Genomic DNA, 24,557 nt, shown 5'->3' with positions numbered 1-24,557 from the left:
TAAATACTATCGATATGAAAAACCAAATAAAAGCCTACGACAGTATTTTAGATTTAGTTGGTAACACCCCCTTGGTAAAGCTAAATCGATTAACAGAATCGCTTTTGGGTGATTTCTATGCCAAAGTCGAGGCATTTAATCCTGGGCACTCTGCTAAAGATAGGATTGCTACATATATTATAGCGGAGGCAGAACGCAAGGGCATTTTAAAGGCCAATAGCACCATCATAGAAACCACATCTGGTAACACAGGCTTTAGTTTAGCTATGGCCAGTATGGTTAAAGGTTATGAATGTATTTTGGCCGTTAGCTCTAAATCTTCTCCAGATAAAATAGATATGTTAAGGGCAATGGGTGCAAAGGTTTATGTATGTCCTGCGCACGTAAGCGCAGACGACCCACGTTCCTATTATGAAGTTGCCAAACGTTTACACAAAGAAACACCTGGATCTATCTATATTAACCAGTATTTTAATGAGCTTAATATTGAAGCACATTATAAAAGTACCGGGCCGGAAATCTGGGAGCAAACAGCAGGGCAGATTACCCACTTGGTGGCCTGTAGTGGTACTGGTGGCACCATTTCTGGAACAGCAAGATACCTAAAGGAACAGAACCCTAATATTAAGGTTTTGGCAGTAGATGCCTATGGTTCTGTACTAAAAAAGTATCATGAAACCGGAGAGTTTGATCATAACGAGGTGTATCCTTACCGTATTGAAGGTTTGGGCAAAAACCTAATACCTACAGCAACGGATTTTAATATCATAGACCGTTACATAAAAGTTACCGATTCTGAAAGTGCACATATGGCAAGACGTATAGCAACAGAAGAAGGTATGTTTGTTGGCTATACTAGTGGAGCGGCAATGCAGGCTATTATGCAATACCATTTAGAAGGAGAGTTTGACTCTGATAGCAAGGTAGTGGTAATTTTTCCAGATCATGGGTCTAGATATATGAGTAAGGTATATAGTGACGAGTGGATGGATAATCAAGGCTTTTTTGAAGGTGAAAAAGCATTTAAACCCAAAGAAATAGAATACATCAAATAAGAATATATTAAACATAGAAAAGAAGACAATGAAATTTATATTCATTGTCTTTTTTTGTGTTGAAACAAAATTGTATGGTTGTAGAAAATCCATACTTTTGCATTTAAATCAATTTTAGGTAGATGAGGGATATTTTTGATAGAATCATTGAAAACAAAGGCCCCTTGGGCAAATGGGCTTCTCAGGCCGAAGGTTATTTCGTATTTCCAAAATTGGAAGGCCCCATTTCAAATAGAATGAAGTTTAGGGGTAAAGAAGTGATAACCTGGAGTATAAATGACTATCTAGGTTTAGCTAATTTACCGGAAATCAAACAAGTAGATTCCGATGCAGCTTTAGAGCACGGTACGGCATACCCTATGGGTGCACGTATGATGAGCGGACATACCAACTACCATGAACAATTGGAGCAAGAACTTGCCGCTTTTGTTAATAAAGAAGCATCTTACTTATTAAATTTTGGTTACCAAGGTTTTATGTCCGTAATAGACGCATTGGTGTCTAAGGATGATATTATTGTTTATGATGTAGATTGCCACGCATGTATCATAGACGGTGTTCGTTTACATGTTGGTAAACGTTTCACTTTTAAACATAACGATGTTGAAAGTCTAGAAAAAAACCTAGAGCGTGCTACCAAAATGGCCAACGAAACCGGTGGTGGTATACTAGTTATTTCAGAAGGTGTCTTTGGCATGCGTGGGGAACAAGGTATTCTTAAAGAAATTGTTGCCTTAAAAGAAAAATTCCAGTTTAGATTATTGGTAGACGATGCACACGGTTTTGGTACTTTAGGTAAAACTGGTGCCGGAGCAGGAGAGGAGCAGGGCGTTCAAGACCAGATAGACGTTTATTTGGCAACATTTGCCAAGTCTATGGCTGGTATTGGTGCTTTTGTTGCAGCAGACCAAGAAATTATAAACTTCTTAAAATATAATATGCGTTCCCAAATGTTCGCAAAATCGTTACCAATGGTATTTGTAAAAGGTGCCTTAAAACGATTGGATATGTTGCGAAGCATGCCAGAACTTAAAGCCAAACTTTGGGAGAATGTAAATGCCTTGCAAAGTGGTTTAAGAGAAAGAGGTTTTGACTTGGGTACCACACAAAGTTGTGTAACGCCTGTATATCTTAATGGTAGTATACCAGAGGCAATGGCTTTGGTTAAAGATTTAAGAGAGAATTATGGCATATTCTGCTCAATTGTGGTTTATCCTGTAATACCTAAAGGATTAATATTATTACGTTTAATACCTACTGCAACCCATACAATGGCAGATATTGAAGAAACGTTAGAGGCTTTTTCTGCTATTAGAGAACGTTTACAGAATGGTACGTACAAAAGATTATCTGCGGCCGTAGCTGCTGCAATGGGAGAATAGGTTAATTAAAATAGCGCTTTACAATTGTATTGGCGCTATCAAAATAGCTTTTTCCAAATAGATTAAGATGCACTAACAGGTAGTATAGTTGATATATTTCGGTTAGTGCATTTTTATTTTCATGTGGGGCCACAACTTCATAGTAAGCTTCATAAAATGAATTGTCAAAACCTCCAAAAAGTTTGGTCATGGCCAAGTCTACTTCATTATGACCGTAATGGATAGATGGATCAATTAAATAAGGAGTACCATTATGGTGTATTAGATAATTACCATTCCATAAATCACCATGAAGTAGAGATGGTGTTACGTCACCAATTAAAGCGTTCAATTGTTTGTATAAAATAGTTTCAGAAGGTATTTTATGCTTGTCCCATAATTTGTTTTCTACTGCTAGTTTAAATTGTGGTATTAGCCGTTGGGTAAGGTAAAATGTAGACCAATCCTTGCTCCAACAATTCCGTTGAGGTAGGCTTCCAATAAAGTTGTTGGAATCAAAACCAAACTTGGTAAAGCTTGTATGTTTATGTAACAAGGCTAATTTATGTCCTAACTTTTTAAAGGATTTGGCATTTGGTGGTTTTGAGGGTATATATTCTAAAAGTAAATAAGATAGATTATCCTTTGTACCTACTTTAAACACTTTGGGCACATTTATCGTATTAGATTTTCGTATAGTCTCTAAGCCTATGGCCTCACTGCTAAATAAATCATTTGTTGGGTATAATTGATTTGTTTTTAATAGATAGCTTTTGTTTTTAGCTTCGATTTTAAAAACCTTCGCAGTGTCACCCCCGGAAAGTGGTTTTATATGAATTAGTGTTTCGGGTATTAGATTTTTTACCCAAGTATACATTAAACCAAGTTTTTGCGATACGTTCTTCTGCGTTTATGTGTAATAGGATCAAAATGCTTCCACATTTGACGTATTGCTGTATTTTCTTCCAATTCTGGTGTTCTAATACAGTTTTCCACACCTTTTTCTTTGAACGTGTGGTAGTACTCGTTAAAAATTATTGCGGTAATTCCCTTATTTTGAAAGTCAGGTCTAATTCCAATTAAGTAAAAGATAACGTCTTTGCTATTCTTTCTTGCGTTTAAAAGATGTAAGAACCCAAACGGAAATAACTTGCCATTGGCTTTTTGCAACGCCTTTGAAAAAGAAGGCATAACAATAGCAAAAGCAACCAATTCATCATCCTTATCAACTACAAATTTAATATACTCCGGGTTAATGAAAGAAATGTACTTCTTTTTAAAATACGCTTTTTGGTCATCTGTTATTTTTACAAAAGAAGATAGTTTAGCATAGGTTCCATTGAACAAATCAAACATTTTATCAACCCAGGGCATTATTTCATCGCTATTAGAGAAGTTTAATACTCGTAATTGAAATCGTTTTTTGATGAGCATGTTGGCTTTTTCAAAAAGCTTAGGATCTGCCGCAGAAGCTTTAAATTTATTTTCTAAATATTCTTTTTCTTTTACAAAACCATGTTGCTCATAATGGTCTTTATAATAAGGATGGTTGTACCAGGTAATCATTGTGCCAATATGTTCAAAGCCTTCTATTAGTACGCCAACCTTATCTAAATTAGAAAATCCCACGGGTCCTTCCATAAAATCTAATTTATGGCTATCCCCAATAGCTTTTACTTTATCTAACAAAGCTTTGGATACTTCTAGATCATCTACAAAGTCAAAATACCCAAAACGCATTTTTTTTAAACCTTGGTCTTTTACTTCTAACCAATTAATAATAGCAGCAACCCTACCTACTATTTTACCCTTTTTCTTTGCAAGAAAAAGCTGTGCTTCCGCATTTTTAAACACAGGATTTTTATTGGTATCAAAAGACTCCATCTCGTCTTTTATTATAGGAGGAACCCAGTATGGATTGTTTTTGTAAAGTGAAAACGGGAATTTTACAAATTCTTTTAGTTCAGATTTGTTGGTAACCTCGTGTATGCTGATCATTGTGCTCTGTTAGGAGCACAATATTAAAAAAATAAAAGTGATGGTTTTTTAAATCGGGGCTTAAAAATCTAGTTTGTTCTTTTTTCTTTTCTTCTTTTTAGACTTCATGGCCTTCTTTTTTATTTTATTCTTTGGAGCCTGATCGTTTATGGGTACTAACTTATCTTTATGAAAGTCCAAACGATAAGATAAACCAGTTCTTCCAAAAAGGCGCATAGGTGTATCCTTGAAACTGCCGCCAATACTAAAATCAACCTGGAAATCTGGGCTAAATAGATGGGCAATACCGGTACGAAGCAATAAATCTGAATGCCTGTCGCTTTTTATGCCTTGATGCTCTACAAATACACTCCATTTAGGATTTCTAAAGGCTCTAGAATAGGATACGGCATAGCTTAGTTCTGGAAAATCAGTAGTAATACGGTCGTATGCAATATTGGTTATTAAAACAGATTTAGGAGTAAGCCTACTTTGTGTGGCTATCATGGCCCTGTAGCTAATAGTACCATCTTCTGGATAAAAAGGATTTTCGCCAAGGTTAAAGGTTGCACCACCATACAAAGACACCGCGGGAACTAAATTTTTTAATTGAAACTTATTATTCGCCCGCCAGCTATATAGATTAGGTTTATTGGCTTCAGCGCTCTTGTAGGGATCAAAGATTAAATATTTAAGTCCCATTCTATTTCTAGTAAAATCTGTTCGGTTATCTGTGAAACCAAAATTTTTATAGGTAATATTTTCTTTTAAAAAAGTACCTTCATATATAACTTCTAATTGCTCAAATAACAAACCATACCTAAGTGCTAACTCCCCTCCAAACCTACTGGCATCCGTATTTAATGTGGAATGGTTTCTTTTTTCATATAAAAAACCGGTCTCTGCCTGAATTACGTTGGTGCCAACGGCATAAGCGCTAACCGCAATACCTGGTCTATTAGAATTGATAACGTCTGTATATTGTGCTTTAACCAAAAATGGTAAAACTAGAAAAACAAGTAATAGGTATCTGCTGGATGAGGCCACGGCAATAGATTTAATACTATTTTATGAAACAAAAACTATGATTATGCTACCAACCTTTTACTTTTGAACTATTAGAGCATAACTATGGTTTTATTAAAAACGATATTAATCCTTATTATTGTATACTACGGTGCTAAATTACTGCTAAAATTGTTGGCGCCTAGAATGCTTAAATATGCAGCAAAAAAAGCTGAAGAAAAGTTTGGGTCACAATTTCAAGGTTTTGAACAAAACGGTGAAAAAGTAAAGCAAGAGGGCCAGACCACTGTCTACAAAAAATCAAATCCTAAATCCAATCCTTCAAAAAAAGTTGGAGAATACATAGAATTTGAAGAAATTGAGTGATCTTTAGCCACTCAAAATTATATTGATGAAGCTTACCACCAAAGCAGTTTTTACCCATTTAGCAGTACTCCTTTTCTTTATAGCCGCATCGGTAATTTATTTTTACCCTGTTATTCAAGGTAAGGGTATATTCCAATCAGACATAGCCCAATACAAAGGAATGGCCCAGGAAAGGGAAATTTATAAAGAATCTACTGGCGAAGAATCGTATTGGACCAATAGTGCTTTTGGCGGTATGCCAACGTACCAATTAGGCGCTAACTATCCTCATGATTATGTGAAGAAATTAGACCGTTTAATTCGGTTTTTACCTAGACCTGCAGACTATCTATTTCTATATTTTATTGGATTTTATATTCTAATGTTATGTTTAAAAGTAGACTATAGACTAGCTATATTGGGTAGCCTTGCCTTTGGTTTTTCTACCTACTACATTATTATACTTGGAGTAGGGCATAATGCTAAGGCACATGCCATTGCCTATTTACCAATGTTATTGGGGGGTATTCTATTGGCATTTAGAAGAAAATACATTGCTGGTTTTTTACTAACTGCAGTAGCTATGGCATTAGAAGTAAGTGCTAACCATTATCAGATGACATACTATTTTATGTTATTGGTATTACTTGTTGGTTTGGTTTATTTTATTTATGCCATTAAAAATAAAAAGTTGATGGCTTATGCCAAGGCTATTGGGGTTTTAGTTTTGGCTGTGATTTTAGGGATTGCAACCAATACTACCAGTCTTTTGGCAACCAAGGAATATGCAGAGTGGAGTACAAGAGGAAAATCAGAATTAAGTATTAACCCAGATGGAAGTGCAAAAGAAGCTGCAACAGGCTTGGATAAAGAGTATATTACCCAATATAGTTACGGTATAGCGGAATCGCTTAATTTACTAGTACCAAGATTATATGGTGGTAGCAATAGCGAAGATTTAGGAAAAAGCTCCAAGGCTTATGATTTTTTAACTGCCCAAGGGCTATCTGTTTCCAAAGCACTTGAATTTACAGAGGGTTTGCCCTTGTATTGGGGACAACAACCTATAGTAGCAGGGCCTGCTTATATAGGGGCGGTGGTATTCTTTTTGGCAATTTTAGCTTTGTTTTTAATAAAGCAAAAACATAAATGGTGGTTATTGGGCGGTGTTATACTTTCTTTACTCTTATCCTGGGGTAAAAACTTTAGTGTACTTACAGATTTTATGATAGACTACTTTCCCCTCTACAATAAGTTTAGGGCCGTTTCTTCCATTCAAATAGTTCTGGAACTCTGTATGCCAATTCTGGCGGTTCTTGGTTTAAAATCACTCTTTAAAAAAAATATAGAAAAGAAAGCAAAACTAAATGCATTGCGTAATGCGGTATTTATTTGTTTTGGATTGTTAATAGGGCTGTTTTTGCTTAAGGGTACTTTTAGTTTTGAAGGTTTGAGTGATGGTACTTACAGGCAATATTTTGGGGAAGAACTAATGCAAATGATTCAACGTGATCGTGAAACAGTATTTACACAAGACGTATTTAGATCCTTCTTTTTGTTACTTGCCTCTGCTACTGTGTTGTTTCTTTTTATTAGAGAAAAACTAAACCAGAATGTCGCTATAGTTGGTTTAGGTCTAATAATATTGATAGACTTGGTGGGTGTAGACAAGCGTTATGTGAATCAAGACGACTTTGTAAGTCAGCGCCAAATCAATAGACCGTTCACTGCGTCTGAATTGGATAAAGCCATTCAACAAGATAAAAGCGTTTTTAGGGTATTTGATCCTCAAGAAGGTTTAAATGGTGCACGTACCTCTTACTTTCATAAGTCTATAGGTGGTTACCATGCAGCTAAACCACAGAAAATGCAGAACCTGTTCGATTTTCATTTGTATGCCAACAATGTGGAAGTATTGAACATGCTCAACGTTAAATACATAGTTCAACAAGATGAAGAGGGTAGGAGTTATCCTGCGTTAAATCCAGATGTTAATGGGCCGGCTTGGTTCGTAGATACAATAGAGCCTGTTGCCTCTGCAGATGAAGCTATTTTGGGCCTTAAAGATTTAAATACTAGAAAGAAGGCACTTGTTGAGTCAACTGATAATAAACAGTTAGTTAAAACCAATTTTGCTTTGGATAGTACGGCCCAGATTGTAGTAAAAGATTATAGACCTAACTTTATAAGTTATCAATCTGAGAATAAAAATGAGGGTTTTGCCGTTTTTTCAGAAATGTTCTATGCTAATGGTTGGAAAGCGTCCATAGACGGTAAGCCTGCTTCAATTTATAAGGTTAACTATGCTTTAAGAGGTTTATTAATACCTCCTGGAAACCATAAAATAGTTTTTGAATTTGAACCGGATGTTGTTCAATTAGGAAGTACAATTTCATTGATAGGTAACATCGTTTTAGCCCTCTTGCTCGTATCTGGATTGTTCCTTCTTTTTAATAGAAAAAAGGATAAAATCCAAGAATAATGAAAAAAGTTCTAATCGTAACCTATTATTGGCCGCCTGCTGGTGGTCCAGGGGTTCAACGATGGTTAAATTTTGTTCGATTTCTTCCTGAATTTGAGGTAGCGCCAACGGTTTATATACCAAAAAATCCTCACTATCCGCTAACTGATAAAAGTTTAGTGGACAAAGTACCAGAAAATGTAACCATACTAAAACAACCCATTTGGGAACCTTATGGTTTGGCCAAATTATTTTCTGGTAAAAAAACCAAGCGAATAAGTTCTGGAATTATAGCGAATAAGGAAAAGCAATCTGTTCTTGAACGTTTGATGCTATGGATAAGAGGTAATTTATTTGTTCCAGATGCGAGAAAATTTTGGGTTAAGCCTTCTGTATTATATTTAGAGTCGTATTTAAAAGAACATCAAATAGATACGCTTATAACCACTGGGCCGCCTCATAGTCTTCATTTAATAGGACTCAAATTAAAAAACAAGCTTCAAATAAATTGGATTGCAGATTTTAGGGATCCGTGGACAAGCATTGGATATCATTCCAAATTAAAACTGTCTAAAAGTACCCGCAAAACGCACAAGCAATTAGAGCTAGAAGTACTAAACCAAGCAGATACCGTAATCGTTACTAGTAAACATACCCAGTTAGAATTTTCTAAATTAACCAATAGGCCCATTAAGGTAATTACAAATGGATATTTACCAAATACGGCTAATTGCCAGGTAGACCAAACATTTACGCTATCGCATATAGGCTCTTTACTTACGGATCGTAATCCTAAACTGCTATGGGAGGTGTTACGGGAGTTAAGCATGGAATTGTCTGATTTTAAAGCGCATCTAAAAATTAAATTGGTAGGAACTACTGGAAAAGCTATCATAGATTCCTTAAAGAGTAATGGTTTGGAAAATAACTTGGAATTAATTCCATATGTGGCACATGATTCTGTTTTGATGCATCAAAAAAGTGCACAAGTATTGCTACTTTTAGAAATAGATTCTGATAGAACTAGGGGTATAATTCCAGGTAAATTGTTTGAATATTTTAACGCAAAACGACCAATTTTGGCCATAGGACCAAACAATTGGGAAGCTGGGAATATGGTTGTTGACCACAGGGTTGGCAGTTATGCCCCTGCCAATGAAAAAGAACAAATAAAAAATGCTGTTTTGGCCTTTTATTCTGATTTTAAAAATGGCAATTTAAGTGTTGAAGCAGAGGGGATACAAAAATACCAACGCAGCTATTTGGCCAAAGATTTAGCAAAAGTGATTCATGGGAATCGTAATTAAACAATCTATTAAAAATATGGTAGTTACCTACATTGGTTTTGGTGTAGGAGCTATCAATATTCTATTCTTGTACACCCACATTCTAACCCCGGCCTATTTTGGCTTGGTAAACTTTATATTGGCTACTGCTGCCATTTTAATGCCTTTGTTGGCATTTGGAATTCAAAACACCTTAGTTAAATTTTATAGTGGCCAGCCAGAAGAAGAAAAAGATACGTTTTTAATATTAATGTTATTGGGTCCCTTACTTGCAATACTTCCGGTATCTGCAATACTACTTGTTTTTGAACAAGAAATAAAGGCGTTTCTTTCAAAAGAAAACGAACTGGTGGGCGATTATATTTGGTACATTTTCTGGATTGGCGTGGCCATGTCCTATTTTGAGGTTTTTTATGCCTGGAGCAAAGTATACTTGAAAAGTGTTTTTGGCAATTTCATGAAAGAAGTTTTTGTACGTCTTGGCACCATGGTTTTACTTCTCCTATTGTATTTTGAAGTACTTTCTGTGCCTATTTTTTTGAAATTAATGGTAATTACTTACGTGGTAAGAACCATTATTATGAATGTCTATGTGTTTAGGCTTAAACGTCCTAGATTATCGTTTTCATTACCAAGCAATGTTAAAGAAATATTAGGTTATAGTCTTTACATTATCCTGGGCGGTTCTGCTGCCTTGATTCTCTTGGAGGTGGATAAATTTATGATTAATCAATTTGAGGAAATCGCTAACGTAGCTTATTACAGTGTAGCAATCTTTATTGCTACGGTAATTATAGTACCGTCTAGGGCAATGCATCAAATTACCTACCCACTAACCGCCAAGTTGTTGAATGATGATGATTTAGATGGTTTAAATCAATTATATAAAAAAACTTCCTTAACCTTATTTATTGCTTCCGGAATCATATTTCTATTGATTATACTAAATATTAATGATCTCTATCTTCTTCTGCCTAAAGAATATGCAAAAGGGTTTAGTGTTGTGTTCTTAATTGGTTTAGCAAAAGTTATGGAGTCACTTACGGGCAATGTTAACTCTATTCTATATAATTCTAAATACTATAAAACTATCCTTATTTTAGGTGTGTTACTAGCGATGTCTACTATTGTCCTCAACTTATATTTTATTCCTAAATACGGGATTTTTGGTGCGGCATTAGCTAGTTTTATTGCATTGTTCGTTTTTAATGTAGTTAAGCTTCTTTTTGTTAAACAAAAGTTTGGTTTATGGCCTTTGACCACAAGCACGCTAAAAACGTTTGTATTAATTGCCGGTATTACATTGATTTTTTGGTATGTCTCATTACCATTTAGCCCAATTATAAATATTGGATTCAAAACTATGCTAATAGTAATGGTCTATACCTTGGTAATTTACAAATTCCGTATTTCTATAGAAATCAATGAAATAATAATAGGTATACTGCAAAAGTTCAAAAGAAAAACCCCCTGATAAACTTAATTTACCAAGGGGTTAAACAACTAACCAACCTATATTTTATTGCATTCTTCTTGTTGTACTTCTAGCGCTACTACTTCTAGCACTAGAGGATCTACTGGTTCTACTAGGTGCAGATTTCTTAACAGCGCTTGTACTTCTTTTTGTTACTGATCTACTGCTATTATTACTCTTAGATGCCGTTGTGCTTCTTTTAGCGTAACTTCTAGAAGAAGTGTTATTATTAGGCTTTCTATAAGTAGATGTACTTCTTTTAGTTACCGTACGGTTGCTATTTGGCGCTTTGGTTACACTACGTTTAGTAACCGTTGTTCTATTTGGTGTTTTAGTTACCGTACGCTTAGTAGTGGTATTACCTCTTTGAGCAGTACTACTTCTTCTATACACATCGTTTCTATTAGAAGAATTTGTTGCTTGCCCTCTAGAAACCTTAGTATTACTTCTAGAATTGATGTTACTTCTATTTGCTTTAGAAGTACTAGAACGTTGACTATTTCTATAGCTTTTATTATTAGTAGCAACTGGTGTTCTTCTATTAGCGCTTCTATTGGCCGCGTAATCTAAATTACTTCTACCGCTATTAGAAGACCTTCTTACCGCTCTATCGTTAACAGCTACACGATTATCGTTTCTATAAATTGTACTTCTTCTTGCTTTGTTATATCTATACTCTTTACCAATATGCGCATAAGACCTTCTATAATTGTTTCTATATGGCTTATACCATGTATATCTAACAGGTGTATAATACCTTCTGTATGGGGTTGTGTATACATTGCAGAAACCTACTGCTGGTCTTGCAAACCACCTATGGAAAGGCCTATATACATATCTTCTATTATAAATGTTTATAAAACCGGTATAATGACTTATTGCACCTCCATTATAAAATACGTTTAGTCCACCCAATCTTCTAACCCTACCATTTCTATACCAAACATCTACATCTCCAATTTGAGATACCCTACCGTAGTAATCGTAAAAAATAGGAACGTTTTCTACCTGGATTATTGCCCCATAATCATCATATTGAACAAAAGGATTGTAATCCCAACCAGAATTAAAGGTGATACCTACGTTACCTATACGGGCACCTACACCTACATTTACCTGATTATCTATATAAAAATCAAATTCACCATCTGGATATACAGAAAAGGTTATACCACCCTCTGTAAAAATAAATGAGTTACCGTATGTATAAGACCTAATTGTTGTTGATTCTTCCAAAGTCTCTGCGTGGATGTTAGTAGCTCCAAACAAGACTGCCGCCATTAATAGTACTAACTTTTTCATACGTTCTGTTTTAAATTAAGAATACAATTATTTGTACTCGACTAAAACAAAACAAACAGCGTGCCAAAAACTCTATATGTTTTTAAGTCATTGATAATCAATTAAATAAAATAATGCTGCTTTTGGTTGAAACGAGATTTTCTTAGGATGATATCAGTTTTAGGGATTCTTTGCCTTGTAGGCCTCTATGAAATACCTTAACCGAAAAAAAATTTGAATTCTATATCTTATCTTTTAAATAATTAGCTGTAAACGAAGCGTTGTTTTTGACTACTTCTTCTGGTGTACCTTCTGCCAATAAATTACCACCGTTTTCACCCCCTTCAGGACCTAAATCAACAAGATAATCGGCACACTTTATTAAATCGATATTATGCTCAATAACTACTATGGAATGTCCTTTATCAATAAGTTCGTTAAAGGATTTGAGTAGTTTTTTAATATCGTGAAAGTGAAGTCCTGTTGTTGGTTCATCAAAAATAAAAAGTGCTTTATCTTTTGTATGGCCCTTAACCAAAAATGATGCTAATTTAATGCGTTGGGCCTCACCACCAGACAGGGTAGAAGAGCTTTGCCCTAAGGTTACGTATCCTAAACCAACATCTTGTAATGGTTTTAGTTTTTGAACAATTTTTTTCTGGCCATAGGTTTCAAAATGTGCAACCGCATCATCAATGGTTAGGTTTAAAATGTCATTAATGTTTTTTTCTTCAAACTTTACTTCTAGCACTTCCTTTTTAAACCGTTTACCTTCACAAACATCACAGACTAAATGCACGTCTGCCATAAACTGCATTTCTACGGTAATTTCTCCTTCACCTTTGCATTTTTCGCATCTACCACCATCAACGTTGAACGAAAAATGCTTGGTTTTGTAGCCTCTTAAAACACTTAGTTTTTGTGCTGCGAAAAGCGCCCTAATATCATCATAGGCCTTAATGTAGGTTACTGGATTTGATCTTGAGGAACGCCCAATAGGATTCTGATCAACAAATTCTACATGTTTTATTTGCGAGTATTTACCTTTTAGTTCAGAAAACTGACCTACTTTTTCACCATAACCACCAACTTCTTTTAGCATAGCAGGATATAGTATCTTTTTAATCAAGGTGCTTTTGCCACTTCCAGATACCCCAGTAATCACCGTAAGCATGTTTAACGGAAAGGTTACATCTATATTTTTAAGGTTATTTTCTCTTGCTCCTATTATTTGCACATAATTTTTGGAGGTTCTTCTCTCCATAGGAACGGATATTTCCAAATCGCCATTTAAATATTTGGCAGTAAGCGATTCTGCTTTTAATATGGCTTCAAAACTTCCGGTTGCAACAACATTTCCACCTAAAGTTCCGGCTTCTGGTCCAATATCTATAATGCTATCCGCGGCTTTCATGATATCTTCGTCGTGTTCTACCACTATTACCGTATTGCCTAGGTCCCTTAATGATTTTAGAACTTCTATAAGGTTTTCTGTATCTTTTGGGTGTAGGCCAATACTGGGTTCGTCTAGGATATACATGGAACCGACCAAGCTACTACCTAAACTGGTTGCTAGATTAATTCGTTGGCTTTCCCCTCCAGAAAGGGTATTAGATTTACGGTTTAAAGTTAAATAGCTTAAACCTACTTTATCCAAAAAGGATAATCTGGTAGTTATTTCTTTTAAAAGTCTTTTTGCTATAGCAGCATCATGCTCAGATAATTGTAAATCATCAAAAAATGGAATAAGATTTTTAATTGGTAATGCAATTAATTCTGAAATGGATTTCCCATTAATCTTTACATAATTTGCTTCTTCCCTAAGCCTTTTTCCATTACAAACAGGGCACTTAGTTTTACCGCGGTACCTAGATAGCATAACCCTATTCTGTATTTTATAGCTTTTTTCTTCTAGTTGGTCAAAAAACTTATGTAGCCCAATAAAGTGCTGATTACCGTTCCAAACTAACTCTTTTTGAGCCTCGGTTAACTTAAACCAAGGTTTGTGAATTGGAAAATCAAATTTGTAAGCAGAATTTACCAATTGCTCTCTATACCAACCCATACTTTCTCCTCGCCACGGAAAAACAGCTTCTTCATAGATCGATAAAGCGGTATTTGGTATTACCAAGTCCGGGTCTATACCTATAATATCACCATAACCTTCGCATTTAGGACAAGCTCCGTAGGGATTATTAAAACTGAATAAGTGTACATTGGGCTCTAAGAACTTTATCCCGTCCAAATCAAATTGATTACTGAATTGTTTTTCGTTATTGGTATCTAAGTCCTCTATTACACAATAGCCTTTGCCTTCAAAAAATGCATTATCTACAGCATTTCCCAAGCGGTTTAAAAAGTCTTCATCTTCTTTCTTTACCACAATACGATCAACAACCAAGTAAAACGATTTACCAATATCTTCTGGAACTTGATTTATACGGTATACCTTATTATTATATTTTATTCTTGCATACCCCTGTTTTGAAAATAAGGTTAAGGATTTTAAAGTGTCTTTATCCTCACTAATTTGTATAGGAGCCAGCAATAGCATTTTAGTACCTTCAGAAAAAGACTTTACATAGTCTACCACATCGGAAACGGTTTCTTTTTTTACTTCGTTACCAGAAATAGGGGAAATGGTCTTTCCAATACGCGCATACAAGAGTTTTAGATAATCATATACTTCTGTAGTGGTACCTACCGTAGATCTAGGATTGGTAGAGTTAACTTTTTGTTCAATGGCAATTGCGGGAGCAATACCTTTAATATAATCTACCTTAGGTTTATCCAGTTTACCCAAAAATTGTCTAGCATAAGAAGAAAGACTCTCTACGTATCTTCTTTGGCCTTCTGCATATAAAGTGTCAAACGCTAAACTAGATTTACCGGAACCTGATAATCCAGTAATAACTACTAGCTTATTTCTTGGAATTATAACATCAATGTTCTTGAGGTTGTGTAGTTTGGCACCTTTAATGATTATATTTTGCTTGGGATCTACGTCTTTAATAAGGGTCATTTACCAGAAAATTAAAGAATAAAGATACGATTGAATGCAGTTTATACCAATATTGTTAACTTTGACATCACAAATACCGCAGATCACAACATAGTTTTTTCACAGGTATACCTAATATCTATATTTGAAGTGTAATTAAATCTCTGATAGGCCTATACAGTAAATAATTACTTTTTTATTTAATAACTAATAACAATAGACTTCCTAACTAGTTGTAGGACAGGACTGTTATAACCAAAAAAAGTAATTTGTATGGAACTGCAAATAGATGACTCGGTATTAGTAAAGAACTACATTCAAGGAGACGAAAAAGCCCTAGAAGTGCTTATTAACAGGCACAACCAAAAAATTTCCAGCTTTATTTATTCTAAAGTATTGGACAAAGACATTACAGAAGACATTTTCCAAGATACCTTTATTAAGGTAATTAAGACGCTTAAACGTGGATCGTATAGTGAAGAAGGTAAATTTTTACCTTGGGTAATGCGTATAGCACACAATCTAATTATTGATCACTTTAGAAAAAATAAGAGGATGCCAAAATTTGAAGGAAGTGATGACTTCAACATCTTCTCTGTTATTCATGACGACAAGCTAAATGCTGAAAAGCAAATGATCAAAAATCAGATAGATAGTGATTTATCCGTGCTAATTGATGAATTACCAGATGATCAAAGAGAAGTTTTAATTATGCGTATCTATAAGGATATGAGTTTTAAGGAAATTTCTGAAAACACAGGTGTTAGCATAAATACGGCATTGGGTAGAATGCGTTATGCTTTAATCAACCTAAGAAAGATAGTTGAGCGCAACAATATCGTTTTAACGAATTAATCGGCATTAGAACGATACCAACAATAAATCCATTTTACTGGCGTTATTATTTAGAATTTAAACGCTAGAATATGGAAAAAATTTACTCTGAAGAACCTAAAGTTTGTAGAATTGCTAGCGCAAAACCAGAAACGGTTCAGTTTCTACTTGGGTTCTCTAAATCATTGAAAGTTATCAATTATGATAACATGCAGTTCGAAACGGTCTTAAATTAAGACACAAACCATACAAATAAACAAAACCGCTATTTTTTAGCGGTTTTTTTTTGTTTTTAAATAGGTGTTAATTACAGATTTTCTTCCTATTGTTTTGGTTATGATATCTTTCTCTAAATTCCAGCCTCTAGCAGGAGAATATTCCCTTCCATACCAAATTATTTGTAAATGCAAACGGTTCCAAATTTCTTTAGGAAACAACCTTTTGGCATCTTTTTCTGTTTGCACTACATTTTTTCCATTGCTAAATCCCCATCTATACATTAACCTGTGAATATGTGTATCTACTGGGAACGCGGGTATACCAAAGGCTTGCGAAACCACAACGCTAGCGGTTTTATGTCCCACGGCGGGTAATTCTTCCAATAATTCGATTTCTTGTGGAACCTCTCCCTTATATTTTTCAATTAAAATATGCGATAGGCCGTGTATACCTTTTGCCTTCATGGGAGATAAACCTACTGGACGTATAATTTCTCGTATTTCTTCTACGGTTAATTTAACCATATCAAATGGGTTATCTGCTACCCTAAATAATATTGGGGTAATCTGATTTACCTTAACATCTGTGCTTTGTGCTGATAATAATACGGCAATTAATAGGGTATAGGGGTCTTTATGATCTAGGGGGATTGGAATTTCTGGATATAAATTATCTAGTGTTTTAATGGTAAAATCTACCTTCTCTGCTTTGGTCATTATTGTTTAATTTTGAAAGAAAATAATTTAAACAATACAAAGCTATGAAAACATTAAAGGTTGGGGATAAAGTTCCAGATTTTTCCGCAGTAGATCAGGATGGTAATACGGTGAAATTATCTGATTACGTAGGAAAAAAATTAGTTGTTTTTTTCTATCCAAAGGCAAGTACACCGGGCTGTACGGCAGAAGCCTGTAATTTAAGGGATAACTATAAGGCCCTGCGGGAACAAGGTTTTGAGCTTTTGGGAGTGAGTGCGGATTCCCAGAAAAGACAGGCTAATTTTAAGAACAAGTATGAATTTCCTTTTCCGCTATTGGCAGATGAGGACCATACGGTTATCAATGCTTTTGGTGTTTGGGGACCAAAAAAATTCATGGGTAGGGAATATGACGGTATTCACCGTACTACATTTCTAATTAATGAAGAAGGTATTGTAGATGAAGTAATATCAAAAGTTAAAACAAAAGAGCATGCGGCTCAAATTTTGAAATAAAAAAAGCGGCTTTTACAGCCGCTTTTTTTATTTATCAATCTTCTCTTTTTCTGGTAAGGTATTTTCTTTTCTAATGAACAAGTTTTCCTCCTTGATCATATCGGCTACACCTTCTGGTAGCATTTTTTCCCAACCTTCTTCTTTGTTTATTATGCGTTTAAGAACATCTCTAGAGAAAATGTGTAAAATTTCTGGATCGTAATCTATAATATCCATAACCTTACCGTTATACTTAAAGAATTTGTAAAGTTCTTTCATCCTAGGATGTACTCGTACATTATTAGAGGTAAGTATTTGTCCTGTTTCCGGGTCTTTCATTGGATACAGGTATACTTTTAAGTCTTTAAAGAATAATTTACCAAAGGCCTCAAGAATACCACCACTTAAATGGCGATAATATTTTTCATCAAAAACATCAACCAAGTTATTGACACCCATAGTAAGTCCAATTTTATTCTTGGTATAGTTATTAAAATATTCTACCAGCTTATAGTATTCCTGAAATTTAGAAATCATAACCGTATGCCCCATAGAACATAGCAGTTCTGCACGATCCATAAAATCTTGCTCGTCTATTTCTCCAGAAGCTTTTAGGTTAGATAGTGTAATTTCAAAAATAACAATGGTGTTGTCGTGGTCTACCGTGGGCTCTCTAATAAAAATATCGTGCGATTTATGGAACATATCCATATTTACCTTGGTAACTGGCCTAAAACTACCACGCAAAGCTAAAATGTTCTTTTTGTATAGAACGGCTGCAGGTAGTAGATTGTTTCCGTCTGGTCCAAACATTACCGCATCTGTCATATCGTTTTTAATAAGCTGTAAGCTCATTAAACGATTGTCTACATGACTAAAACTTGGACCCATAAAGTTGATCATATCAATTTCAAGGGTATCCTTATCAATATGATCGTATAGATATTTCAAGATTTTCTTTGGCTTGTCAAATTTGTAGAAAGCACCATATATAAGATTTACACCAAGGATACCAAGGGTTTCCTGTTGTAACCTAGCTTCATTCTGCTTAAAACGTACGTGTAGAATAATTTCATCAAACTCCTTTTGCTCAGGGTCTAATTGAAATCTTAGACCAATCCACCCATGACCTTTGTAACGCTTAGAAAAATCTATGGTAGCTACAGTATTGGCGTAGGTAAAGAATAAGTAGTTTGGATTATCTTCCCTAGAAATACGCTCCTCTACCAATTCCATTTCATAGGCCAACATTTTACGTAACCTAGATTGGGTTACATACCTACCATCTTCCTCAATACCATAAATGGCATCACTAAAAGCCTTATCATAAGCACTCATGGCTTTTGCTATGGTACCAGAGGCACCACCAGCCCTAAAAAAATGGCGTGCGGTTTCTTGGCCCGCACCAATTTCTGCAAAGGTTCCGTAAATGTTGTTGTTCAAATTTATCCGTAAGGTTTTTGCCTTTATGGATGGTACATTTTCAAACTCGTATTCTTTATGCGGTGCAATGGGCATATCTAATATTTTGTTAGGCCAAAGTTAATAAGTTATATAAAGCTTTTAAATTTTTATGTTATAATTTTGAAATACATGAGCGATAGGTTGAAAGTCACATTTTTAGGAACTGGTACTTCTCAAGGTATTCCAATTATAGGGAGCAAACACCCAGTATGTTTGAGTAATGATCCTAAAGATAAACGCTTAAGAGTTTCTGTTCTTATATCTTGGAAAGAATTTAATTATGTAATTGATTGCGGTCCTGATTTTAGGCAACAAATGTTAAAACACCCCATTCCTAAATTGGACGGTGTGCTATTTACTCATGAACATTCTGATCATACAGCAGGTATAGATGATATACGTCCTTTCTTTTTTAGGCAGGGAGATATCCCCGTATATGCGCATGAAAGGGTAATTGCATCCCTAAAGCAACGTTTTGATTATATTTTTGCAACAGAAAATAGATATCCAGGTGCACCAGCTGTTAATATTAATTTAGTAAATAAAGACCAACCGTTTTTGCTGAACAATTTAAAAGTTACCCCAATTGAAGCCTTTCATAATCGCTTACCTGTTTTAGGGTATCGTTTTAAAGATTTTGCTTATTTAACAGATGTTAAAAAAGTGGAACCAAGCGAGTGCGAAAAATTAGAAAATTTAGATGTATTGGTAATTAATGCCTTACGGATAGAGCCTCATTATTCACATTTTAATTTGGAAGAAGCAATAGCTTTTGCTCAAAAAGTGGGTGCTAAAAAAACGTATTTTACCCATATAAGTCATTTATTGGGTTTTCATTCTGAAGTAGAGAAAGAACTGCCAGAAAATGTACATTTGGCCTACGATAATTTAACTATAGAAATCTAGCATGAAAAAGAATCTGTTTCTTTATTTATTTGTTTTTGCCAGTTTAATTGCCCTTTATGCACTGGTTACCGGTAATAAAAAATCCAATGCCAACGATAATAAGATTAATGAGTTGATGGTAACCATAACCCAATTAGAAGATTCTTTGCAAGCCGCACGGATAAAACAGGCAGATTTGCAGTATTTTTCTTTGGATAACAACGATGATGCCCTAGCATTTTATGACCATTTGGGATTAGAAAACCCTACGCGTTATGTAGAGGATAAACTAATGGAAACCAATGAACAGAAAGGAGATAACCCACTAATTCCTTATGAGGGTATGAACAGCGATTTTAAATTAAATAAAATTAAAGTTTTAAACCACAAGTGGATCGTTACTGATTTTAGTGACGGTAAATATTGGGGAGACTTAATTATTAAATACCAAATAAACGATGATCGCAGCGTAGACTTTACCCTTATGGATCATTTGCTTTATAGCAGAAGCAATTAAGATTTACGCTCTAACCAAGCTTTAAAATCATAAAAATTTTGCGGTGCAACACCATGACCTACTGGGTATTCACTGTATTTGTGATCAACACCTAGTTTTTCTAATAATTCAGGAGCTTTTTGTGCCCATTCTACTGGTATTACTTGATCCACAAGACCGTGTGATGCATAAATACTTAACTGTGAAAAATCATTATTTTCATAGTTTTCTTTTAAAATACCCTCGTTAATATAACCACTTAAGGCAATTACCCGTTTAATTTTATTTGGGTAAGATAGGGCTAAGGCATAGCTAAGTATACAACCTTGGCTAAAACCAATTAATGTTATCTCTTCATGATTTAAATTATAGCTTTCACAAGCTTCATTTATAAAATCTAAAATTTTTCCAATTGAGGTTTTAGCTTGTTCATCATCGCTCCATTTTCCATGTTCTGCATCAAAGTTAATAGCATACCAAGCATAACCAAAAGGCTCTAGATTGTAAGGAGCTCTAACTGAAATTATGAATTGGTCTTCTGGTAATTCCGGAGCAAAAGAAAATAGATCCTCTTCATTACTTCCATACCCATGTAATAAAAAAGTTACCGCCGGTTTATTAGTTTTTTTTACACTATTTGGTCTAATTAGGTGCTCTAAGGATAAGGTCTGGGTATTCATGATATTGTGGGGATTAATTAATGAAAGTGAACCATTTTTGAAAATGGTTACCTAATAGGGGCAATTCTGTTTCTTTTTCGTTAAGAACTTGCACAAAGCCAAATATCCACATTGCCATATAAAACAAATAAAGTATTGTAGAAATAGAAGCTACGGCAATTCCAGAAAATGTAGCTACTATAGCCATAGCATGGAACAATAAATGAATCCCAAAAGCTTGTCTTATATGAAAACGTGCAAAACTATTTTTGGGTTCTAGATTCATGGTAATAGCTATTAAACAGCCAACTATGGTTATGTAAGATACAATAGCGGTAGTTTTACCGTTTTTTATGTCGTTTTTCATAAGCTCTTCATATACTTATTGTTATTGATAGTACCGTATACAGTGCCCTTGATTTTTGTATTTAAAAAAGCAGTGTTTTTAGAGGTAGACCAAATTTTTTCAGCATTAAAAACATGTTCCCCTTCCGGATTAAACAGCGTTAAATTTGCATCACTCCCTTCTTTCCAATCTGGTTCTTCAATTCCATAAATGGATCTTCCTTTGGTAAGCAAGCTAATTGCGGTTTCCATTCCCATTGCCTGGTTTATAAGACCAAAACCAGATTCAAGACCAATACTTCCATATTCAGCATTATCAAATTCCACCTTTTTTTGTTCAACATCTATAGGCGTATGATCTGTAGTAACTAAATCAATGGTACCATTTTCTAGTCCTTTTAACAAGGCAAGCACATCTTTTTTTGTGCGTAGGGGAGGCATGACCTTATAACTGGTTTCAAACTCGGTTAAACTTTCGTCCGTTAGAATTAAATTGTGAACGGCAACACTACAGCTAACGTTTAACCCTTTCTTTTTGGCAGCGGCAATGAGTTTTACGGATCCAGCGGTAGAAATTGTAGGTATATGTAATTTACCACCGGTATATTCCAATAAAAACAAATCCCTAGAAACTTGTAATTCTTCTGCAAGCGCAGGAATACCTTTTAATCCAAGGGTAGTACTTACTTTTCCTTCATTAACTATACCTTTTCCTTTTATTTTTACATCCATTGGAAAAGAATAGATTAATCCATCGAAATTCTGTGCATATTGTAAACCAATCTTAAGCAGGTTTGGATTGGCAATGGCTCTTTTGTAATCATAAAATGCTACTGCACCTGCACTTTTCATGTCGTACAATTCCGCTAAGTCTACACCTTTAGCATCTATGGTAAAATTGCCTAAGGGATGTAAGCCCGTAAGTTTGTGGTTTGCACGGTTTTTTAGGAAAACTATGGTGCTGTTAGCGTTTGGGCTGGGTTTAGTGTTTGGATTTAGTACAATATCCGTAAAACCGCTCTTTGCCGCAACATCTAAACCATGGTCTATTGTTTCACGTTCTTCATATCCTGGTTCCCCAAAACAAACACTAGAATCAAACCATCCAAGGCTAACATGTAGATTTTTATAACTAATGTTTTCTACCGTAGCATCTTCAATTTTAGATGCAATAGAGGTTATTTTGCCCTCTCTAATAAGAATATCTCTTTTTTTTAGGTGGTATTCTGGTTGTTCTGGCGCCACAATCTTGGCCGATTTTAGCAGTACGTTCATGATAGAAATTTTTGTATGCCCACCTCTAAAAGCAAAAATAGTAAGGCAAAAATAACAAACCATTTCCAATAGGCGGTGCTATTATTGGCCGCTTTTAAAGCTGTAAATAAATTTTCAATAGAGTCTATAACCTTAAAATTGGTATATGTTTCTGTAGCACTATATTTTAAGGCACTTTCTGTACGATTGTAATTAAAACTTATACTGCCGCTAGGGGCTTTATCTATTAGTAAGGTATAAATGCCATCACGTTCAGGTGCGTCTTTGAAATTGAGTAAACTGTATTTGGCAAAAGATTGCTGCAACGGTATAATTTCATTAACACCTTTACTTAATTTTATAATGGAATTGCCGTTAGCTTGGTTAACAGCAAGGTTACTATTTTCGCCTACCGTAAAATACAACTGCTGATTTGGAAAACTAAAGAAACCAATATTGAAAAATGTAGGAACTATTAAAGGAGCGTTGGTAAAGTTGCTGTTCTGCTCATCTAAACTAGCTGTAAATACATAAAGTCTATCTACAACCTGTAAAAATGGTTTTCCGTTATCAAAAGCCAAAGCCGTACCTGTAGTACTACTAAGGTTGTAGTAGCTATCTACCCTAGGAAAATCAAAATTACGCACCTCTTTTTCAAATACATTTTTATACAAGGGGTGTTTAAATTGGATGTTGCTTATTTTTTGGGTGTTCAAAATGTTTTCTGTAAAAGAAATCCCCTCTAATGGTAGTAGCAATTTATTATATTGTTCAGTAGGCATTTTTACCGGAGGTATAACAACCAATGAACCACCATTTTTATAAAAACTGGTTAGCGAAGTTATTAAATTTGAAGGTATATTCTTTAAATTGTTTAATACTATGGTATGTTGTTCATCAATTAGACTATAGTTTAAATCTGAAGCTGTAAATCCTATAAAAGAGAATGTATCTTCTGTGTAGATTCGTTTTAAAAAACCATCGCTACCATCAGAAATACCCATCACCTTTATTTTAGATGTTGCATCTTTTGAGAAATAGAAATGATTGTCATACGGTAATAAATTGTCTGCTAATACAGCATGCGCATTTAGTTCTTTTTTATCAGGTAGGTCTACGGTTACATTGGTTTTAAGCTCACTAGTTCCTACAGCGGCCAGTTTGCTAATCAACGTATCGTTTTGATAAATAGAAAGTGGTAGTTGTTCTCCTTCTGGTATTCCTGTAAACGCTAGGGTGTACCTATTAGGATTACCTTTATCTTCTATGTAAACAGAGTCTATACTAGCATTGTTTTGTATAGTTGGTTTTAAAGGTACCAAAAAAGTACTGATTCCGGGTATAGGTGTATTGTTCCAATTTATAACCTCTTGAAAATCAGAAATTACAATAAATTGCTTTTCTGTTGTGGTAGACTTTGTAAAGAGTGAGTTGGCCTTTAGTTGAATTTGTTCTTTATTGAGCTGTTTAGCACTTGCCTTGATATTCAATAAACGATTGGTGAGACTGGACAGTTTGCTGTTTTGGTATGTTAGGTAATTTGTAAATAGGGATATTTCTTCATCTCTATCTGCATGTTGTAAAACTTCTTGTATTGCTTTTTGTAATAAAGGTACACCATCATTGGTTGCCTCCATGCTAAAAGAATCATCAATATAGATAACTGTTTCTTTTTCTTTCAGGGCTAAAAAGTTTGCAGTAAAAGGTTGTGCAAATGCAAGTATAATACAGCTTAAGATGGCTAGCCTGCATAAAAGCAGCAACCATTTTTTTAATGTATTACTCTTACGCGATTCAGAAAAAACCTTTTGTAACATTACCACATTGGTAAAGGCAGTTTTCTTAAATTTTCTTAGTTGAAATAAATGGATGAGGATTGGAATAATCAGTAGAAGTAGTGCCCAAAGAATTTCAGGATGTTTAAACTGCATTCCGTGTTTTA

At 34.8% G+C, this 24,557-nt stretch carries 22 protein-coding genes; 11 read left to right on the top strand and 11 right to left on the bottom strand.

All coding sequences use genetic code 11. The annotated features are described in order from the left end of the window. Positions 1-14: 14 nt before the first annotated feature. Positions 15-1,055, top strand: coding sequence for a PLP-dependent cysteine synthase family protein (locus BUL40_RS07705; RefSeq protein ID WP_080318763.1), 1,041 nt, complete (start codon positions 15-17; stop codon positions 1,053-1,055). 122 nt (positions 1,056-1,177) lie between these two features. Further along, positions 1,178-2,437: an aminotransferase class I/II-fold pyridoxal phosphate-dependent enzyme gene (locus tag BUL40_RS07700; RefSeq protein ID WP_010517180.1), complete on the top strand. Its 1,260-nt coding sequence runs from the start codon at positions 1,178-1,180 to the stop codon at positions 2,435-2,437. A 1-nt stretch (position 2,438) separates the two neighbouring features. On the opposite strand, the gene BUL40_RS07695 is transcribed toward BUL40_RS07700, so the two are convergent. Genes BUL40_RS07695 through BUL40_RS07685 form a run of 3 tightly spaced genes read right to left on the bottom strand, consistent with a single transcriptional unit; the run spans position 2,439 to position 5,389 of the window. Then, positions 2,439-3,293 (bottom strand): fructosamine kinase family protein, encoded by an 855-nt coding sequence (locus BUL40_RS07695; protein ID WP_080318762.1) that lies wholly within the window; start codon positions 3,291-3,293, stop codon positions 2,439-2,441. Continuing rightward, on the bottom strand, positions 3,293-4,414 hold the full coding sequence (locus tag BUL40_RS07690; RefSeq protein ID WP_080318761.1) for a GTP cyclohydrolase: 1,122 nt from the start codon (positions 4,412-4,414) through the stop codon (positions 3,293-3,295). Before BUL40_RS07690 ends, BUL40_RS07695 begins: the two co-directional genes overlap by 1 nt. A 60-nt stretch (positions 4,415-4,474) precedes the next feature. Beyond that, positions 4,475-5,389: a transporter gene (locus BUL40_RS07685; protein WP_244901840.1), complete on the bottom strand. Its 915-nt coding sequence runs from the start codon at positions 5,387-5,389 to the stop codon at positions 4,475-4,477. A 135-nt stretch (positions 5,390-5,524) separates the two neighbouring features. Between BUL40_RS07685 and BUL40_RS07680 the strand changes: the two genes are divergently transcribed. The 4 genes from BUL40_RS07680 to BUL40_RS07665 are packed head-to-tail and all read left to right on the top strand — an operon-like array spanning position 5,525 to position 10,985. Then, positions 5,525-5,785: a DUF4834 family protein gene (locus BUL40_RS07680; RefSeq protein WP_080318759.1), complete on the top strand. Its 261-nt coding sequence runs from the start codon at positions 5,525-5,527 to the stop codon at positions 5,783-5,785. Positions 5,786-5,810: 25 nt separating this feature from the next. Beyond that, entirely contained in the window at positions 5,811-8,246 is a 2,436-nt protein-coding gene (locus tag BUL40_RS07675; RefSeq protein ID WP_080318758.1) for a YfhO family protein, read from the top strand. Beyond that, complete coding sequence (locus BUL40_RS07670; RefSeq protein WP_080318757.1) at positions 8,246-9,532, top strand: glycosyltransferase; 1,287 nt, start codon at positions 8,246-8,248, stop codon at positions 9,530-9,532. The genes BUL40_RS07675 and BUL40_RS07670 overlap by 1 nt, the downstream gene beginning before the upstream one ends. Next, positions 9,516-10,985 carry a lipopolysaccharide biosynthesis protein gene (locus BUL40_RS07665; RefSeq protein WP_080318756.1) on the top strand — a complete coding sequence of 490 codons (1,470 nt, stop codon included), beginning with the start codon at positions 9,516-9,518 and terminating at the stop codon, positions 10,983-10,985. Before BUL40_RS07670 ends, BUL40_RS07665 begins: the two co-directional genes overlap by 17 nt. Before the next feature lie 45 nt (positions 10,986-11,030). Here BUL40_RS07665 and BUL40_RS07660 read toward each other — a convergent pair whose 3' ends face one another. Both BUL40_RS07660 and uvrA read right to left on the bottom strand, forming a co-directional pair. Beyond that, positions 11,031-12,287, bottom strand: coding sequence for a hypothetical protein (locus BUL40_RS07660; RefSeq protein ID WP_080318755.1), 1,257 nt, complete (start codon positions 12,285-12,287; stop codon positions 11,031-11,033). A 220-nt stretch (positions 12,288-12,507) separates the two neighbouring features. Continuing rightward, complete coding sequence (gene uvrA, locus BUL40_RS07655; RefSeq protein ID WP_080318754.1) at positions 12,508-15,288, bottom strand: excinuclease ABC subunit UvrA; 2,781 nt, start codon at positions 15,286-15,288, stop codon at positions 12,508-12,510. A gap of 252 nt (positions 15,289-15,540) precedes the next feature. On the opposite strand from uvrA, the gene BUL40_RS07650 reads away from it, so the two are divergent. Beyond that, positions 15,541-16,122: an RNA polymerase sigma factor gene (locus tag BUL40_RS07650; protein ID WP_010517168.1), complete on the top strand. Its 582-nt coding sequence runs from the start codon at positions 15,541-15,543 to the stop codon at positions 16,120-16,122. A gap of 71 nt (positions 16,123-16,193) precedes the next feature. Next, complete coding sequence (locus tag BUL40_RS15735) at positions 16,194-16,337, top strand: hypothetical protein (RefSeq protein ID WP_010517167.1); 144 nt, start codon at positions 16,194-16,196, stop codon at positions 16,335-16,337. A 36-nt stretch (positions 16,338-16,373) separates the two neighbouring features. On the opposite strand, the gene BUL40_RS07645 is transcribed toward BUL40_RS15735, so the two are convergent. Further along, positions 16,374-17,036 (bottom strand): endonuclease III domain-containing protein, encoded by a 663-nt coding sequence (locus BUL40_RS07645; protein ID WP_080318753.1) that lies wholly within the window; start codon positions 17,034-17,036, stop codon positions 16,374-16,376. 44 nt (positions 17,037-17,080) lie between these two features. Between BUL40_RS07645 and bcp the strand changes: the two genes are divergently transcribed. Then, positions 17,081-17,533 carry a thioredoxin-dependent thiol peroxidase gene (gene bcp / locus BUL40_RS07640; RefSeq protein WP_080318752.1) on the top strand — a complete coding sequence of 151 codons (453 nt, stop codon included), beginning with the start codon at positions 17,081-17,083 and terminating at the stop codon, positions 17,531-17,533. 27 nt (positions 17,534-17,560) lie between these two features. On the opposite strand, the gene BUL40_RS07635 is transcribed toward bcp, so the two are convergent. After that, on the bottom strand, positions 17,561-19,030 hold the full coding sequence (locus tag BUL40_RS07635; protein WP_010517163.1) for a nucleotidyl transferase family protein: 1,470 nt from the start codon (positions 19,028-19,030) through the stop codon (positions 17,561-17,563). Between the two features lie 75 nt (positions 19,031-19,105). Between BUL40_RS07635 and BUL40_RS07630 the strand changes: the two genes are divergently transcribed. Further along, on the top strand, positions 19,106-19,882 hold the full coding sequence (locus BUL40_RS07630; protein ID WP_244901839.1) for an MBL fold metallo-hydrolase: 777 nt from the start codon (positions 19,106-19,108) through the stop codon (positions 19,880-19,882). Position 19,883: 1 nt separating this feature from the next. Further along, the gene (locus BUL40_RS07625; RefSeq protein WP_080318751.1) at positions 19,884-20,378 is read left to right on the top strand and encodes a hydrolase; all 495 of its coding nucleotides are present in this window, start codon (positions 19,884-19,886) and stop codon (positions 20,376-20,378) included. Here the strand turns inward: BUL40_RS07625 and BUL40_RS07620 are convergent. From BUL40_RS07620 to BUL40_RS07605, 4 genes are read right to left on the bottom strand one after another with little or no spacing between them, the layout of a single operon-like run. Then, positions 20,375-21,037, bottom strand: a complete 663-nt coding sequence (locus BUL40_RS07620; protein WP_080318750.1) for an alpha/beta hydrolase — start codon at positions 21,035-21,037, stop codon at positions 20,375-20,377. The two genes, BUL40_RS07625 and BUL40_RS07620, sit on opposite strands and share 4 nt — an antisense overlap. A 13-nt stretch (positions 21,038-21,050) precedes the next feature. Further along, a complete protein-coding gene (locus BUL40_RS07615; RefSeq protein WP_080318749.1) occupies positions 21,051-21,383 on the bottom strand; it encodes a DUF4870 domain-containing protein in 333 nt (110 codons plus the stop codon). After that, positions 21,380-22,636, bottom strand: coding sequence for a dihydroorotase (locus BUL40_RS07610; RefSeq protein WP_080318748.1), 1,257 nt, complete (start codon positions 22,634-22,636; stop codon positions 21,380-21,382). Before BUL40_RS07610 ends, BUL40_RS07615 begins: the two co-directional genes overlap by 4 nt. Beyond that, complete coding sequence (locus BUL40_RS07605) at positions 22,633-24,546, bottom strand: BatA domain-containing protein (RefSeq protein WP_080318747.1); 1,914 nt, start codon at positions 24,544-24,546, stop codon at positions 22,633-22,635. Before BUL40_RS07605 ends, BUL40_RS07610 begins: the two co-directional genes overlap by 4 nt. Positions 24,547-24,557 lie beyond the last annotated feature (11 nt).

Source organism: Croceivirga radicis, from assembly GCF_002072105.2.
Classification (GTDB): domain Bacteria; phylum Bacteroidota; class Bacteroidia; order Flavobacteriales; family Flavobacteriaceae; genus Croceivirga; species Croceivirga radicis.
Note: the sequence above shows the minus strand (reverse complement) of the source record. Positions and strands in the feature narration are given on the sequence as shown.